Below are 16,630 nucleotides of genomic sequence, written 5' to 3'. Positions count from 1 at the left end.
CTTATACTTTTTGGAAGTCGTACATTCTGGCATCGGATACCTGCTGCCCATCGAAGAAGCGGATAAGCCGTTCAGTTTTAAGCGCCATGTTTTCGTCGTGCGTCACCATTACGATAGTGGTGCCGTCTTCGCGGTTCAGGTCGAGGAGGATGTTCATGATTTCTTCGCCCATCACCGAATCGAGGTTACCGGTGGGTTCGTCGGCCAGGATAATTTCCGGTTGCCCGATTAAAGCCCTGGCAATAGCCACCCGCTGCCGCTGCCCGCCCGATAACTGGCTGGGGTAATGGCGGGTGCGGGCGCTGAGGCCAACTTTCTCCAAAGCTATCTTTGCTCTTTTGCTGCGCTCCGAACCGGAGATGCCGCTGCGGTAGAGGAGGGGCAGTTCCACGTTGTCGAGCACGCTCAGGTCCTGCACTAGGTGGTAACTCTGGAATACAAACCCTATTTTCTGGTTGCGGATATGCGCCAGTTCTTTGTCTTTGTAGCTGAGGATTGTTTGTCCGTCAATCTCTACCACGCCTTTGCTCGGCACATCGAGCAGGCCCATGATGTTGAGCAGCGTGGATTTGCCGCAACCCGACGGACCCATAATGGACAGGAATTCGCCTTTCGGAACCTCCAGGTTCACGTGCTGCAGGGCTACCGTTTCGATAGATTTTGTCTGGTAGACCTTTTCGATGTCTGATAACTTGATCATAGTTCTAATTTAGGTTTTATTGCTGAATTATAATTGTTTAATAGATTAGTAAGTAGTCCAGAAACTCCCCTCCTTGGACAAGGAGGGGCAGGGGTGGTTTGACCCGGGGCTGTAGAAATAAGCTGTGTTTTTATATTTTTCTGAAATACCGGGTCAAACCACCCCGCCTGCGGCACCCCTCCTTGTCTAAGGAGGGGTGCCTTGCTTTCCTCCTTTGCTTGCGCCTGTTTTCATAGCTGAGTTTTTTGTCATCATCACCTTACCACCTCTACCCCAATCGGCTGCTGCTGTTCGATATCGAACAGGGTGAGTTGCCGCAGGTTATAGTAAGCGCTCCAGAATTCGCTGAGGGAGGTGATGTAGGCGCGCCGGGCCTGGTCTTTCTCGCTCAGGGCGATGTTGAGTTCGGTAATGCTGATGCGCCCGATCAGGAAGGTGTTCCGGGCTATCTCGTAGCGTTCAGCGGCAATGGTGTCTGCTTCAGCAGTTGTTTTAATGCGGCTCCGGAGGGTGTTGTACCGGTGCACCTGCGTGACAACCGCCTGCTCAAAGTTAGTTTCTTCCTGGTTGATGGTATATTCCACCAACTGCTGGTTTAACTCCGCCACTTTGTAGATGGAACGCTGGCGGCCCCAGTCCATGAGCGGCATGCTGAAGCCGATGCGGACACGCTGCTGGTTATCGGGGCGGGAGTAGATGTCGGTGAGGGTGCCGCCGCGGCTGGTGAGACCGAAGGTGGCAAACACGCTGGCATTGAAACCGTTGTCGCCGCGGGCTTTGGCTACCAGGCTTTCTGCTTCGAGTAACCTCCTTCGGAAGTTGCTGCTTTCCTTGCGGTTCTTTTTGGCTTCTGCTACTGCCACCAGAGCCACTGCACCTGCATCGGGTATGTCTTCCGGAACGGCGAGGGTGAAGGGGCCGCTGTCCGGCAGGCCGAGGTAGTTGCGCAGGGCGAGGGTAGCCGTTTGCTCATCCAGGGCGGCCTGTGCCAGGGCCAGGTCGGCATTAAGCACCGCCAGGCGCAGCTGCAGCAGGTCGTTGCGGGAGAGGCGGCCAAGCTTGTACTTTTCCTCCGCCACCTGGTACAGCGTGTCGTTATTCGCCAGGTTTTTGGCCGCGATGCTTTTGTTTACCTGTGCCAGCAGCAGGTCGAAGTACAGGCCGGTAGCTTTCACGGCAATTTTCTCCCGTTCCTCCACATATTTCTTCTGCGACTCCTCATACCGCAAGGGCTCAATGCGTTTGCTCCAATTTAAGGCGTTGTAGGCAAAGAGCGGCTGCTCCAGTCCGATAATAGCGGGGTTTCCGTTGTAGCGGGTCTGGTGGCGGTCGAAGTCGTCGAAGCGCTGCATCAGCGAGGTTACAAACACTTTGCCGCCGGTCGGGCTGATGACCTGGCTCAAGGTGATGCCCGCTTCGGAGATGTTGTTGGAAACAGGCTGGTATTCCAGCGAGCCATCGGGTTGTGTAACCGGTGTTATGGTGCGGCTGAAGTCGGGGAGGGTACCGCTCAGGCTCAGCTGCGGCAGGTAATCCGCTTTAAAACTGCGCCACTGCCAGTAGCTGTTTTCGCGGCTGGTAACCACCTGCCGCGCCTCCGCCGACTGCTCCTGCGCCAGCTGTATCACCTCCTGCAGGTGCAAGCGGCGTGCCGCAGGTTGTGCCAACAGCTGGCAGCAGGGCAGCAGCAGGTACACGAACGATAAGATAAATGACTTTTTCATAGTTTTATTCTGGAAAGTGGCGGTAGTAATATTTTGCATCGGCTTATTTTTTTGTCCCCCTTTGAAGGGGGTAGGGGGATGATTTACAACTGCGAATAAATTCTTTGTGTCAGTTCATTTTTTTTCTACAGCCCGTGCATCATCCCCCTTACCCCCTTCAAAGGGGGACTTTTTTACTGTTTCAGCTTTAGCTTTTTCGCATGTTCATAATCCTGCATGGACGAAATGACTACTTCATCGCCTGGCACCAGGTCACCCTCCAGCTCCACAAAGTCCGTGTTGCTCACACCGATGCGGGCCGGTACCCGGAGCACCTCATCGTCCTGCACCACAAATACCTGGTTGTTGACAGCGCCGTTAAAGTAAGGGCCATTTTTCACCCGTAAGGTATTCGATTTAACGGCACTGGTCACCAGCACCTCCACCCGCAGGTTCGGGCGGAGCAGCTTGTGCGCGTTGTCGGCCAGGGCAACATAAAACGTAACAGTGCCATTGGTAACGGTAGGTTCTACAGATGAGATAGTGCCTTTCAGGTCGGTGTCGTTTACCCGGATGGTTGCTTCGCCGCCGGTTTGCAGGCGGTCGGCAAAGGCATCGGAGACGGAGGCTTGTACTTTAAAGCTGCTCAGGTCGGCCAGGCGGGCAATGATGTCGCCGCTGTTCACGTTGCTGCCCACTTCGCTTTTCACCCAGGTGATTACACCCGGACGCGTTGCCCGCACCTCCGCCTGCTGCATCTTCCGCTCCAGCTCTTCCAGCGACCGGCCGTTCATGGCGAGTGTGTACCCCAGTTCCTGCTCGTCGGCATGCAGCAGTTTGCGTTCGCTTACAATGTCGCGCTCCAGCTGGGCCAGTTCCTGCTGGGCAATTTTCAGGTTGAGTTCGGCCTGTTCTACCTGTTGCTGGGTGCCCCCGCCAATTTTAAGCAGGTATGTTTCATCTTCCAGCCGCGCCTGCAGTGTTTTTACGCTCATCTGCTTTATCGCCAGCTGCGACTCCAAGCTGTTGAGTTTTTTCTGTAGCTGCAGGCGGAGCTGCACGCTTTTGTGTTCGTTCAGCTGCTGCTCATCTTTTAGTTTATCGTAAGCCAGTTGGGTATAGGAGCGGTCGAGGAGGAGCACCTGGTCGCCGGGCTGTACCTGCTCGCCTGTCGTGCGGACTACCTTTTCTATCCTGGCCTGGATGGGGCTAGTAATTACCTGCTCGTGTTCCGGCACCACCACCCCCGAAGCATTCATAACCGCCACAACCGTACCCCGTTCTACTTTTGCCGTACGAATCTCGCTGCGGCTGAGAGCTGGTGTAATCAGGCTCCTGAACCCGAAAATTACGGCCGCCAGTACAGCCACGACTATACTTACCTGCCAGATGCGTTTGCGTTTACCGGCTTGCTTTGCTGATGCTGATAGTTCTCGGTCCATAGTTTTATTTTGTATTGTACAGAACTATATAGCCAATTTATATGCCAGTAGTGTAAGTTATTATAAATCAAATAATTGTGAATTTTTGCTATAAGATTTCCTGCTGAAAAGTGTCCGGAAATGAACAGGGGTGTGCGGTTTTGAAAGGCTGGTTTCCAGGTGAAGCACTTTTAACAGCCGCCGGGCAGGAGCAGCGGCTATGGTGGCAGCTGCAGCAAGGTTTTGATCGTGTGTAAAGCGAGAAAAGAGTGAGATTTTCTCCTTATATTTCTGTTTATTCCGCTAACAGCTGTTCAGTGGTTGAACTAAGCAGGTGCTTTTTGTTGTAGTCTTCTTGGCAAAAGGAACCGACAAGGGGAACAGCATACACCATATTACACACAAAAAAACGGAAGATGGGTTTATTAAAGATGGAATTGTCCGTGACAACGAGGCATAGCATGTGGTACAAAATCATTACGAATCTTACTTTCTGGGTAATGATTGCGATTGTTTCCGGCGTTACCCTCGGGCATTTCGCTCCTGCCACCGCCGTGAAAATGGAAGTGATCGGTACTTCTTTTGTAGACCTGATTAAACTGTTTATCGGCCCCATCATTTTCCTGACCATTGTGCTGGGCATCAGTGGGATGGGCGATATGAAGAAGGTGGGCCGCATCGGGGCCAAATCGCTGCTGTATTTCGAAGTGGTGACCACGCTGGCACTGGCTATTGGCGTTACCGTGGCTTATTTTCTGCAGCCTGGCAAAATAGACAAGTCCGGGCTGATGATGAAAGATGCCAGCCAGTATACCAGCAGCCCCGCCAGCAGCTTCAATTGGCTGGAGTTTTTTATGGCAAACGTAACGCTGCAGGTGTTGGTGGTGGCAATAATCGTCGGGGTTGGGTTAAATTATTCCCGGCACCGGCTGCAGGCGGTCCGGGTGCTGAACAAGCTCTCCAAAATCGTTTTTAAAGCCCTGAAATACGTGATGTACCTGGCGCCGCTGGGCGCCTTCGGCGGCATGTCCTACACCATCGGGAAGTTTGGCCTGGAAGCCATTCTGCCGCTCATGAAGCTGATGGGCACCGTATACCTGACCATGGGGCTTTTCATCTTTGTTGTGCTGGGCTCCATTATGCGTTATTACAAAGAGAATATTTTCCGGTTTCTGAACTACATCCGCCAGGAGCTGCTCATTGTGCTGGGTACCTCTTCGTCGGAGTCGGCGCTACCTTCTATTATGCACAAGCTGGAGCGCATGGGCTGCAGCAAATCGGTGGTGGGACTGGTTATTCCGACAGGCTACTCCTTTAACCTCGACGGCACCTCCATTTACCTCTCGATGGCCGTTATCTTCCTGGCCCAGCTTTACGACATCCAGCTGTCGGTGCCGGAGCTGCTGACCATGATCGGCATCCTGATGGTAACCTCGAAAGGGGCGGCCGGCGTTACCGGGAGCGGGTTTATCGTGCTGGCCTCTACACTGGCTGCTTTAAACCGGATTCCGCTGGAGGGGCTCGCTTTTTTGCTCGGCGTGGATAAATTTATGAGCGAGGCCAGGGCGATCACCAATATTATTGGCAATGCCATTGCCACGGTTGTGATCGCCAAGAGCGAGAATGAGTTTCATCCTGATGCAGTTCCGGAAGGTGAGGCAACGGAAGTGGTGGCAGTAGCAGAGGTGCCTGTGCAAGGCTAGTTTTTCCTCACGATATGGGTATTGCAGCGTGGCTGGTTTCTTTTCAGAATAAATCGTAGAAATTTATTTCGGGAAATCTATCAGAGTTTAATATATTAAGCTCTATATTACGAGTGTTTATTAGTGAATCTGATATTTATACATCAATTATAGCCGGCAATCCATGTTTGTTGAGAAAGAAGAAATCTCCGGATTACGTATCCCTCCTGTTATTTTTGGCACCAGCGGGTTAGGGAACCTGTATGTTGCCCTCGATGATAGCGTAAAATGCGAAATAGTGAAGCAGTGTTTTGTACACGCCAAAGGCAAAGCCGTCTTCGACTCCGCCGGTAAATACGGTGCAGGGCTGGCGCTGGAATCGCTGGGCAACTGCCTGCGGGAACTGGGCGTGAAACCCGACGAGGTGGTTATCAGCAACAAACTGGGCTGGCTGCGCACCGAACTCAAAACACCGGAGCCAACATTCGAACCGGGTGTTTGGAAAGACCTGAAGTACGACGCCGTGCAGCGCATCAGCTACGATGGCATCCTGGAATGTTTTGAGCAGGGCAACGAACTGCTGGGCGGCTATATTCCGCAATTGGTTTCGGTGCACGATCCGGATGAGTACCTGGCAACGGCAAAAACCAAGGAAGAAGAAGAAAAACTCTACCAGGACATCCTGGACGCTTACCGGGCGCTGGCTGACCTGAAAGCACAGGGCAAAGTGGTAGCCATCGGCGTAGGTGCCAAAGACTGGAAAGCGGTCGAGAAAATTTCGAAAGATGTGCAGTTGGACTGGGTGATGATTGCCAACAGCATGACCATCCGGGAGCATCCGCAGGACTTGCTGGACTTTATGCAGTCGCTGCACGACAAGGGGGTACAGATTATCAACTCTGCTGTGTTCCATGGCGGCTTCCTGATTGGCGGCGACCACTACGACTATAAGCTGCTCGACCCGAACAACGAAGAACATAAAGCCATCTTCAAATGGCGCGAGGATTTCGTTGCTTTATGCCAGGAATTCGGCATTAAGCCGGCCGAGGCCAGTGTGCAGTTTGCGCTGCATGCACCGGGTGTCGTAAGCCTGGCTCTAAGCACCACCAACCCGAAGCGCGTGCAGGAAAACATCGACATGGCCCACATGCAGATTCCGGAAGCCTTCTGGAAAGCGATGGCAGACAAGAACCTGATCAGTGCCAGCTATCTGCCTTACCTGGTGGGGTAGTGCTGACGAAGCAGAGGTAGCTTGTACAGTTTGTCTCTTTTTATGCTGCTGCACCTGCCACCAGAGCCCCTGCTCCTTTGAGAAGGTTAAAATTACTGATAAAAAACAGCAGGGGCTGTTCCAGTTTACCGGAACAGCCCCTGCTGTTTTTGTTTTACTGCTGTAAGTTTACTTGTTCCAGGTCAGGTCTTCCCAACCTTTCGGCTTTGCCGGCGTGGTTTCCTTAAATTCAATATCGTCTGACAGCTCACCTTCTATTTTAGTGACTACCTCCGTGCCCGGTACATCGAACCGTACATTTTCGAATGTGATGTCGCGGCCATCCAGTATTTCAATCAGAGAGTCCTGGGCATGAACCGATACGTTCCGGATCGTAACATCTTTGGCATCGCGGGCAATGATAAGGCCTTTGGAATGAACGATAGCGTTTTCGATCAGCAGGTTGGTCAGCGGTGTTTCCGGTATGCCTTTAATTTTAAGGAAATGTTTGGCGTGCTCCACAATAACATCACGGATAACAATATTCTTGTATTCGGGGGTGAGGCGGTTGATTTCGCGCAGCGGCATGCGGTCGGCCAGTTCGCCCACATAGGTGCGGCTTCCGAGCATGTCCCAGCTGAAGGCATCGTCGCGCAGGTTCATCCGGATGCGCTCGTAGTACAGGTTTTCGCCACCGCCACCACGCGGACGACGGGTTTTAAAGCGGATGCCAACGCCTGTATCTTCAAACACACAATCGTGCACATACAGGTTGCGGATCATGCCGGCAGTTTCGCTGCCGCAGGTAATGCCGCCGTGGCCTTCGCGGGCCAGGCAGTAGCGCACCACCACGTTCTCGGTTGGTTTGTTTACACGCAGACCGTCTTCGCCACGCCCGGCCTTAATGGTAAAGCAGTCGTCGCCGCAGCTCAGGGTGCAGTACTCGATCAGCACGTTCCTGGACGATTCCACATCAATGCCGTCGCCACGCGGGATGCCTACGGAGTTAACCGTAACCCCCCGGATGATCACGCCGTCGCAGTACACCGGCACGATGTTCCAGAAAGGGGTGTTCTCCAGCGACACACCTTCTATATATACATTTTTGCAGTTGATTGGCGACACGAACATGGGCAGGAAGATAAATTCATCGTTATAACCCTCGTACACCCGCTCCGCCACCGGCTTGGTATGCGGCACCACATTCTCGATCACATCCACCTGCATCACCCGCTCCCTTACCGGCGACTTAGCCGGAGGGCCAACCAGTTTGCCTTTGCCGGTAAGCGCAATGTTTTCCTGCCCGTTGGCATAAATGCAGGCGCCCAGCGACATCACTTCAATCCCTTCGTTGCGGGTAAATACGGCAGGGCGGTAATCTTCTATCTCGCCGCTGAAATGCAGTTCGGCCCCCTCTTCCAGGTGTAGGTTCACGTTGCTCTTCAGGCTGATGCGGCCTGTTTTCCATTGGCCTTTGGGTACCACGACCGTGCCGCCGCCACGTTGGTTTACATCATCGATCGCAGCCTGGATCTGGCTGGTTGTAATACCGTCCTGTTTGGCGCCCTTTTCGGTAATGTTTACAGTTAATGCAGGGAAGGTTGGTTTGGTAAATTGCGGCATGTCGAACGGCGCCGTAACAGGGGCAATATGGTCCGGCATGTTGGCGGCGCCTACTTCAGCTATGGTAGGTATGGCGGCAAGCGATTCAGCCGTTGTTTCCGGTACGGTGTTGCCTTGTTGTCCGGAGCAGGAAACCGCCAGGGCGGCAGGTAAAAGGATACAAATCCATTCCAGTAAGGCCAAGGCGGTAGTTGTTGATAATGAGGTTGTTAAGTTTTTAGACATAATAAATTTATGAAAATAAAAGCAAGCATTTGTAAGGTACAACAAAAGGAAGAATTCGTACGTTTAAGGCAGTAAAAATTTATTTACATACAAAAATAATATTTATAAATAAATAAAAAAACTTGCGTTTGTTAGTGCTAATGAATTATATTTACTCTTGCAAAAGCCGGATACCTATGCCCGAAGGAGTAATCTATGTAACTCAGGAACCAGGAAGCAGCCCGGATCATAAATTTAAGTGTTTAAACAGCTAGTTCTCAGGAAGCTGTTTCATTGGAAGATAACAGGAGGTGTAAAGGTGGTTGCAGGATGTCAGGGAGGCAGGCGTATTTAAATATAGCATAATGCTTATAAAATGTCCTTTTGCAGTTTCAGTCAACAAATCAGTTTATTTCATACTACCTGTGAAGAAAGAATCAAGTGCGAACCCGGTGCAGCTTTTCCTTGAGCTGAGGTAATTTCAACTAAATACCAACAAACAACAAACAACTATTTACTAACTTTAACTAAACTCTTATGCAACAATTTGTATTAAAGGAGCTGAAGTATTTTTTAATGCTCCCGCTACTCTTTCTATCTGTTGTCGGAGCTTTTGCGCAAGCTACAGTAGTAAGCGGAAAAGTGACCGATGAAAGTAACGCCGGGCTGCCTGGTGTGACAGTGCTGGTGAAGGGGACTTCGGTAGGTACAACGACTGATATCGACGGTAATTTCTCTTTGTCTGTTCCAGATCCTGCTGGAACGCTGGTGATCTCCTATGTTGGATACAAGAACCAGGAGGTGCCGATCAATAGCCGGTCTACCATCAATGTGACCATGGCCGCTGATAACAAGGTGCTGGATGAAGTGGTGGTGATTGGGTATGGTGCCGTAAAAAGAAGAGATTTAACCGGTTCGGTTGCTACTGTAAAGTCCGAGGAAATTACAAAAACGCCTACGCACAGTGCGGTAGAAGCCATCCAGGGGCGTGCGCCTGGTATCGATATTGTAAGAAGTTCCGGATCTGCAGGAGCCAATCCAACTGTCAGGATCCGCGGAAACAGATCGCTTACCGGTAGCAACGATCCTTTGTACATCATCGACGGATTCCAGGGCGGTAATGTGAACGACCTGAACCCGAATGATATTGAATCTATTGAGATATTGAAGGATGCTTCTGCAACTGCCATTTACGGATCGCAGGGTGCAAACGGTGTAATTATTATTACAACAAAAAGAGGTAAGGAAGGAAAACCAAAAATTTCTTACAATGGTTATTACGGTGTGAATGGCTTAACACCATTCCCGGAAAGACGACTGGGGGATGATTACCTGAAGCTTCGTCGGGAAGCGTATCGTGCTGCCGGAAGATGGTCAAGCCCTGCTGACGATGCCGTTGCTTTCGAAGCGCAGGAACTCGCAGCTATTGAGGCTGGTCAGTGGGTTGATTGGGTAGACTTACTTATGCGAAACGGTAAACAGCAGAGTCACACCGTATCGGTGCGTGGCGGTTCCGAAAATACGAAAGCTTTCTTTTCGGCAGGCTACTTCCAGGAAGAAGGTATGTACCGCCTGAACGATATGAAGCGCTACAATGTGCGCCTGAACCTGGATCAGAAGGTAACCGATTGGATAAAAGTAGGTTTACTGAGCCAGGTAACGTACAACGACAGAAACGGCAGAAGAGATCCGTTGTCAGCTGGTATTTCGGCTGTTCCACTGGGAACGCCTTACAATGAAAATGGTGACATTGTTTTTCGTCCGATCGCTAACAGCACTACCGTTAGTCCATTAGCCGATGAAATACCGAATGCAATGAGAGATAACACGGCTCAAACCAATGTGAACCTGAACGCTTACCTGGAATTAACGCCTGTAAAAGGCCTTACCTTCCGGTCAAACTTCGGTTCCAGGCTCAACAACAGCAGAAGGGGCGAGTACTATGATGCGGAATCTTTTACACGCAGAAACGAAGGAACTTCTTTTGCACAGGTTAATACAGCATTCAGTAAGTTCTATCATTGGGACAATATCCTGACGTATACCAAAGAAATAGCCGATCATTCTTTTACGGTTACAGCGCTTACCAACTATACGCAATCCGACAACGACAGCTATTTTGCTAATGGCATTAATCAGCAGCTGGCTTCGCAGGCTTTTTACAACTTGGCTGGCACTGACCTGGGTAGTAGAAATATTGGATCAGGCTTTACACGAGTTAATACTATGTCGTATGCCGGCAGGTTGAACTATAGCTACAAAAGCCGGTACTTGCTGACGCTGACCAACCGTTACGATGGCTCCTCTGTGCTTTCCGGGCAGAAATTTAAAGCTTTCCCGTCGGTAGCTGCCGGATGGAATATCAGTGAAGAATCCTTCATGCCAACTATTTCAGGTGTTAACCTTATCAAGTTACGCGGTAGCTATGGTTTAACTGGTAACTCCGGGGTTGGAGCATATGAAACACAAAGCTTGCTTTATCCAATATCTAATTTAAGTTTCGGAAATGATGTTGCGGCACCCATGTACCGGTTTGCTGGTAGGGTAGGTAACGTAGATCTTGGCTGGGAATATTCCCGAACGCTGAACGTAGGATTGGATCTTGGCTTGTTCAATAACAGGGTAAATGCCAACATCGACCTGTATCGTACCAATACCTCTGACATCCTGTACGCCCGGCAACTGCCGCAGTCTACCGGTCAGGTAAGTGTGTTGGAGAACATTGCTGCTACCCGTAATAAGGGTGTCGAGGTGTCAGTTAACACGGTAAACATCGATAACAGTGCATTCAAATGGAACTCCACCATCACCTTTACCCGCAACAGAGAAGAAATCACAGATCTGGTAAACGGTATTGATGTTATCAACAACGAAACAAACTCACTATTGCTTGGACGCCCTATCAACTCTTTCTTTACTTATAAAAAGTTAGGTATCTGGCAATCGGATGAGGCAGATGAGGCTGCAAAATACCATTTTGGTAACGCTACTGGTCCGGCTTTTCAACCAGGCGATATCAAGGCTGAAGATACGAATGGCGATTTCGTAATTAACTCCGACGACAGGCAGTTTATTGGTTCCTCTGTGCCAAAATGGATTGGCGGTTTCCGTAACAGTTTTAGCTACAAAGGATTCGATTTGGATATTTTCCTGTTCGCACGTTGGGGACAAACGATCAATGCCGAGTTCCTGGGCCGTTACGATCCGCAGGGGGTAAATGGTTCACTGGCTATGATAGATTACTGGACACCTGAGAATCCTACTAATGACTATCCGCGTCCTGCGCTTACTAACCTGAGCAGCTTAAAAGCTTACCAGGCATTAACCTTTGTAAATGGTTCTTACTTCAAAATCAGAAACCTGTCGCTGGGTTACAACCTGCCTAAGAGTCTGTCTGAGAAGATATCGGTTGGCAACATTCGCCTGTATGCAACCGGCTCAAATCTGCTGGTAGTAACTAAAAACGATCTACTGGATAATTATGATCCGGAAGGTGGCGGTTCAGAGTCTTACCCAATTAACCGGCAGCTTGTTTTTGGTGTAAATTTTGATTTCTAATTGATAAATTTGATTAAAGAGAATATGAAAAATTTTAAATATTTTATTTCCCGTTGCATGGTAGGGGCGCTGGCGATTGGCTCCTTTGCCTGTAATGATCTGGAAGAATATAACCCCTCAGGAGCTACAGCCGATGCGGTTTGGAGTACCCCTGAAGGATTTCTGACAGTAGTAAACGCTTCTTACAGCGACCTTCGACAATTCTATGGTAAAGAAGATGGCATATTTATGTTTGAGTCTGGCACAGACCTCTGGATTAATGAAAACCTGGGTGGTTATGCACGACAGATAACGAAGTATGAAGGACTGACACCGCTGGATGGCAATCCGAATAAAAAGTTCTGGCAGCTGCTCTGGCAAAGTATTAACCATGCTAATGCCGGAATCAACCGGATCGATGACGCTGGTTTTACCTCTCAGCAGGAGCGAAACAGGAGGCTGGGGGAACTACGGTTTCTGCGGGCCTTCTATTACTGGCACCTGGTAGAAACGTACGGAGGCGTTATGCTCCGCACACAGGAGACGCAGAGTGTGGAACTGACAGCACAGAGAAGCCCGGTTGAAGCCTTTTATGAGGTAATAATAGAAGATCTGAAGTTTGCTGCTGAGAACCTGCCCCTGCAAAGCGGGTGGGGAGGAGAGTATAGCCGGGCAAGTAAGAAAGCTGCTATGGGCATGCTGGCAAAAGCTTATCTTTCCAGGGCTTACTATTCGACAGGCGCCGAGCGCAATCAGTATTTCGAGTTAGCCCGCGATGCTGCCCGTAACGTGATTACGAAGAGCAAATCGGGAATGGCACTAGTAGGAGGTGCGGCCGGAACAGGAGAACTGGATGTGGAACTCTGGTCAACCTATGCAGATGTGTGGGCTCCCAAAAATAACAAGAAGAACAAGGAAGCCTTGTTTGTGGTAAGCAATACGCAAAACAACGCTTCACTGAATTTTGATAACAACGCAAACCGCCTGCACCTGTGGTATATGCCGCAGTATGCCAATTTATCTACGGCCCTGAAGCGAAGCCTGGAATACGGAAATGATTCGGAAAGGCGCCTGATGCCGACGCTGGCCTTGCTGGATTTCTTTGATGAAACAAAGGATTCACGTTATAAAGGCTCTTTCAGGGAAGCATGGATAGCAAATGCTACTGATCCTTTTACCGGACAGCCATGGGAGTGGACGCAGGCAAGAATAAACCAGTACAACAAAGATCAGAGTCTTTTGGGTAAGAAAATTATTCCAGGGCAGGATACTGCGTTGTATATTACCAAAAAGGCAATTACGAATGAGGCGATGAGACCTTATATCGTAATAGACAGGAATGATACTTATCATGCTGCTACCACCGGAGCTGTTAAAGATGGCCGGTACTTTGTGCAGTTGAAAAAGTTTGACGATCCGCTCACCAGAACCGATCCAAACTTAAAACCTGGTTATAACGACGTAATTGTTATACGATTGGCTGAAATGTACTTAATCGCAGCAGAAGCAGAGTTGCAGTTAGGTAATCCAACAGAAGCAGCCAGGTATATTAATGTGCTTCGTACAAGAGCTGCCTTGCCTGGTAAAGTGGAAGATATGCAGATTACTGCGGGTGATGTTGATGTCAACTTTATTTTGGACGAGCGTGCCAGGGAGTTAGCCGGTGAGCATACCCGCTGGTATGATTTGAAGCGTACCGGTAAGTTGGTGGAGCGTGTTCGAGAATATAATCCCGATATTACGCTGATTCAGCCTCACCACGTGTTAAGGCCAGTGCCGCAGGTAGAACTGGATGCTCTGTTAAACGGGCAGGAGTTCGGACAAAACCCAGGCTATAACTAAGCCATATAGTATGCAATAAAAAAACAACAAAGGCACCTCCAAAGGGTGCCTTTGTTGTTTATAGTCGGGCAGAAAAGCAGACTGCGCCTGTCACCACTCCCTCTGCAGCATAAAGTTTTGTTACCGTAGCAGCTTTTAAAAAGTTGAAGATATTGTAAATTGAACAGTACCTGCCGTAATAGGAGTACCCCTGCTTTGGAATGCAAAATAGAGCTGCCGGAAAAATTTTATTTTCAAAAATAAATATTATATTTGCTAATAAAAATGAACAAACAATAGTGTGTTGCCTCTGTGCAGCTGCACCTGGTTGAAAAACAACATAAAAGCTAAAAAGCGAAGCGATGGTTATAACCACGCAGGCAATTGAAAGAAAACATACATGAGCAAGCAAAACTATACAAACCGACTGATTGGCGACAGGCCTAAAATCGGTATTCGTCCGGTAATTGACGGGCGCTTAGGTGGTATCCGCGAATCGCTGGAAGACACTACCATGAACATGGCCCGCAATGTGGCCCGCTTTTACGAAGAAAACCTGCGCCACCCGGACGGTGCGCCGGTGGAATGCGTGATAGCAGACCAGTGTATAGGCGGTGTAGCCGAGGCTGCCATGGCGGCAGAAAAGTTTGAGCACAATGGCGTGGGTGTTTCCCTGACCGTTACGCCCTGCTGGTGCTACGGCACCGAAACCATCGACATGAACCCATACACGCCTAAAGCCATCTGGGGCTTTAACGGAACGGAGCGTCCGGGTGCGGTATACCTGGCAGCTGCTCTGGCCGGTCATAACCAGAAAGGCCTGCCAACTTTCAGTATCTACGGGCACGATGTGCAGGACATTGGCGATACTACCATTCCGGAAGATGTGCAGTACAAGCTCCTGCGCTTTGCCAAGGCTGGTCTGGCCGTGGCGACCATGCGTGGCAAGTCGTACCTGTCAGTGGGCTCTGTGTCGATGGGTATTGCGGGTTCTATTGTAGATGCCGGTTTCTTTGAGTCGTACCTGGGCATGCGTGCCGAGTATGTAGATTCTACCGAAGTACTGCGCCGCATTCAGCACAACATTTTCGACCAGGCGGAATTCGAAAAAGCCATTACATGGACCCGTGAAAACTGCAAGGAAGGCACCGATTACAACCCCGAAAGCAAGCAGAAGTCGCGTGAAGAGAAGGATGCGGACTGGGAATTTGTCGTGAAGATGACCATCATTATCCGCGACCTGATGATTGGCAACCCGAAACTTAAAGAGATGGGTTTTGGCGAAGAAGCGATGGGCCACAACGCCATCGCATCCGGTTTCCAGGGACAGCGCCAGTGGACGGACTTCCTGCCGAACGGCGACTTCAGCGAAGCCATCCTCAACTCCTCTTTCGACTGGAACGGCATCCGCCAGGCCTTTGTTGTAGCGACTGAAAATGATTCGCTTAACGGTGTAGCCATGCTCTTCGGTCACCTGCTTACCGATACAGCACAAATATTTGCCGACGTGCGCACCTACTGGAGCCCCGACGCCGTGAAGCGCGTGACTGGCCATCAACTGGAAGGTATTGCCGCCAACGGTTTCCTGCACCTGATAAACTCCGGTTCCTGCACCCTCGACGGCACCGGTCAGCAAAGCAAAGACGGTCAGCCTGCCATGAAGCCTTTCTGGGAAATAACAGAAGAAGAAGCGAAGAAATGCCTCGATGCCACCACCTGGTATCCGGCGACACTTGAATATTTCAGAGGCGGCGGTTACTCCTCCAACTTCCTCACCAAAGGCGGTATGCCCGTTACCATGACCCGCGTAAACCTGATAAAAGGACTGGGCCCGGTACTGCAAATCGCCGAAGGCTGGTCCATCGACCTGCCCGAAGAAGTGCACAACACCCTCGACCAGCGCACCGACAAAACCTGGCCAACCACCTGGTTCGTGCCAAACCTGACCGGCACCGGCGCTTTCCGCGATGTGTACTCCGTGATGAACAACTGGGGTTCCAACCATGGTGTCGTGACCTACGGCCACGTTGGCGCCGACTTCATCACGCTGGCTTCCATGCTCCGCATCCCGGTGTGCATGCACAACGTGTCGGAAGAAAAAGTTTTCCGCCCCAGCGCCTGGGCCGCCTTCGGTATGGACCCGGAAGGTTCCGACTACCGAGCCTGCCAGACTTACGGTACTTTGTATTAGGAAAGAAATAGTGAAAGTTGGTGCTGGTGCGAGCTTATAGCTCGTACCGCTGCTACCACTACTGCAAGTTTAGGCGCAGCCGTAATTTGTGGTTTATATTGAAGCAAGTTTTCAACTTGCGTGCCTGAAACTATCCATTGTCGAAACTAACGTTTTCAACCTGCACATGCACGCAAGTTGAAAACTTGCTTCATAAAAAGCTCCAGGTTACGCTGCGCTAAACCTGAAGCAGTGTTTTGCAAGGAGCAGAGGCAATGGTGGCAGGTGCAGAGAACATTTTTATAAAGATTAATTCTGCTCTTTTGGATTTATCAATCCGAAAGTTGACTGTAGAGGATTTCTTAATCCTCGCAAACCAAAAGCCGACGCACGCGGGTCTGGAGACCCGCAACAGTAATTCTTCGGATTGATAAATCCGAAGAAGCAAAAGAAAATAGAAAAGCTGGTGCGAGCTTGTAGCTCGTACCGCTACTCTCACATGAGCAGCAGCAGTTGTAAATGGATATTGGGGGTAGGAAATAAAATGTGGTACGAGCTA

Annotated in this window: 9 protein-coding genes; 5 read left to right on the top strand and 4 right to left on the bottom strand. The window is 50.2% G+C overall.

Annotation, left to right across the window (positions count from 1 at the left end):
* Position 1: 1 nt before the first annotated feature.
* The 3 genes from DCW36_RS21090 to DCW36_RS21080 all read right to left on the bottom strand — a co-directional run bounded on the left by DCW36_RS21090 (position 2) and on the right by DCW36_RS21080 (position 3,845).
* The gene (locus DCW36_RS21090; RefSeq protein WP_114781727.1) at positions 2-700 is read right to left on the bottom strand and encodes an ABC transporter ATP-binding protein; all 699 of its coding nucleotides are present in this window, start codon (positions 698-700) and stop codon (positions 2-4) included.
* A 254-nt stretch (positions 701-954) separates the two neighbouring features.
* Positions 955-2,424, bottom strand: a complete 1,470-nt coding sequence (locus tag DCW36_RS21085) for a TolC family protein (RefSeq protein ID WP_114781726.1) — start codon at positions 2,422-2,424, stop codon at positions 955-957.
* A gap of 173 nt (positions 2,425-2,597) precedes the next feature.
* Positions 2,598-3,845: an efflux RND transporter periplasmic adaptor subunit gene (locus DCW36_RS21080; protein WP_114781725.1), complete on the bottom strand. Its 1,248-nt coding sequence runs from the start codon at positions 3,843-3,845 to the stop codon at positions 2,598-2,600.
* Positions 3,846-4,285: 440 nt separating this feature from the next.
* Between DCW36_RS21080 and DCW36_RS21075 the strand changes: the two genes are divergently transcribed.
* Both DCW36_RS21075 and DCW36_RS21070 read left to right on the top strand, forming a co-directional pair.
* Positions 4,286-5,527 carry a cation:dicarboxylate symporter family transporter gene (locus DCW36_RS21075; RefSeq protein WP_205702975.1) on the top strand — a complete coding sequence of 414 codons (1,242 nt, stop codon included), beginning with the start codon at positions 4,286-4,288 and terminating at the stop codon, positions 5,525-5,527.
* A 163-nt stretch (positions 5,528-5,690) separates the two neighbouring features.
* Positions 5,691-6,737, top strand: a complete 1,047-nt coding sequence (locus DCW36_RS21070) for an aldo/keto reductase (RefSeq protein ID WP_114781723.1) — start codon at positions 5,691-5,693, stop codon at positions 6,735-6,737.
* A 168-nt stretch (positions 6,738-6,905) separates the two neighbouring features.
* On the opposite strand, the gene DCW36_RS21065 is transcribed toward DCW36_RS21070, so the two are convergent.
* Positions 6,906-8,522, bottom strand: a complete 1,617-nt coding sequence (locus tag DCW36_RS21065) for a glycoside hydrolase family 28 protein (protein ID WP_240676264.1) — start codon at positions 8,520-8,522, stop codon at positions 6,906-6,908.
* A gap of 558 nt (positions 8,523-9,080) precedes the next feature.
* Between DCW36_RS21065 and DCW36_RS21060 the strand changes: the two genes are divergently transcribed.
* The 3 genes from DCW36_RS21060 to DCW36_RS21050 all read left to right on the top strand — a co-directional run bounded on the left by DCW36_RS21060 (position 9,081) and on the right by DCW36_RS21050 (position 16,092).
* Complete coding sequence (locus tag DCW36_RS21060; RefSeq protein ID WP_114781721.1) at positions 9,081-12,101, top strand: SusC/RagA family TonB-linked outer membrane protein; 3,021 nt, start codon at positions 9,081-9,083, stop codon at positions 12,099-12,101.
* A gap of 24 nt (positions 12,102-12,125) precedes the next feature.
* The gene (locus DCW36_RS21055; protein ID WP_125185349.1) at positions 12,126-13,922 is read left to right on the top strand and encodes a RagB/SusD family nutrient uptake outer membrane protein; all 1,797 of its coding nucleotides are present in this window, start codon (positions 12,126-12,128) and stop codon (positions 13,920-13,922) included.
* Positions 13,923-14,301: 379 nt separating this feature from the next.
* Positions 14,302-16,092 carry an L-fucose isomerase gene (locus DCW36_RS21050; protein ID WP_114781719.1) on the top strand — a complete coding sequence of 597 codons (1,791 nt, stop codon included), beginning with the start codon at positions 14,302-14,304 and terminating at the stop codon, positions 16,090-16,092.
* The last annotated feature ends 538 nt before the right edge of the window (positions 16,093-16,630 follow it).

This window comes from Botryobacter ruber, from assembly GCF_003347595.2.
GTDB lineage: Bacteria > Bacteroidota > Bacteroidia > Cytophagales > Hymenobacteraceae > Pontibacter > Pontibacter ruber_A.
Note: the sequence above shows the minus strand (reverse complement) of the source record. Positions and strands in the feature narration are given on the sequence as shown.

Coding starts and splice junctions, on each gene's coding strand:
- DCW36_RS21090 (WP_114781727.1), bottom strand. CDS start 700: ATGATCAAGTTATCAGACATCGAAAAGGTCTACCAGACAAAATCTATC.
- DCW36_RS21085 (WP_114781726.1), bottom strand. CDS start 2,424: ATGAAAAAGTCATTTATCTTATCGTTCGTGTACCTGCTGCTGCCCTGC.
- DCW36_RS21080 (WP_114781725.1), bottom strand. CDS start 3,845: ATGGACCGAGAACTATCAGCATCAGCAAAGCAAGCCGGTAAACGCAAA.
- DCW36_RS21075 (WP_205702975.1), top strand. CDS start 4,286: ATGTGGTACAAAATCATTACGAATCTTACTTTCTGGGTAATGATTGCG.
- DCW36_RS21070 (WP_114781723.1), top strand. CDS start 5,691: ATGTTTGTTGAGAAAGAAGAAATCTCCGGATTACGTATCCCTCCTGTT.
- DCW36_RS21060 (WP_114781721.1), top strand. CDS start 9,081: ATGCAACAATTTGTATTAAAGGAGCTGAAGTATTTTTTAATGCTCCCG.
- DCW36_RS21055 (WP_125185349.1), top strand. CDS start 12,126: ATGAAAAATTTTAAATATTTTATTTCCCGTTGCATGGTAGGGGCGCTG.
- DCW36_RS21050 (WP_114781719.1), top strand. CDS start 14,302: ATGAGCAAGCAAAACTATACAAACCGACTGATTGGCGACAGGCCTAAA.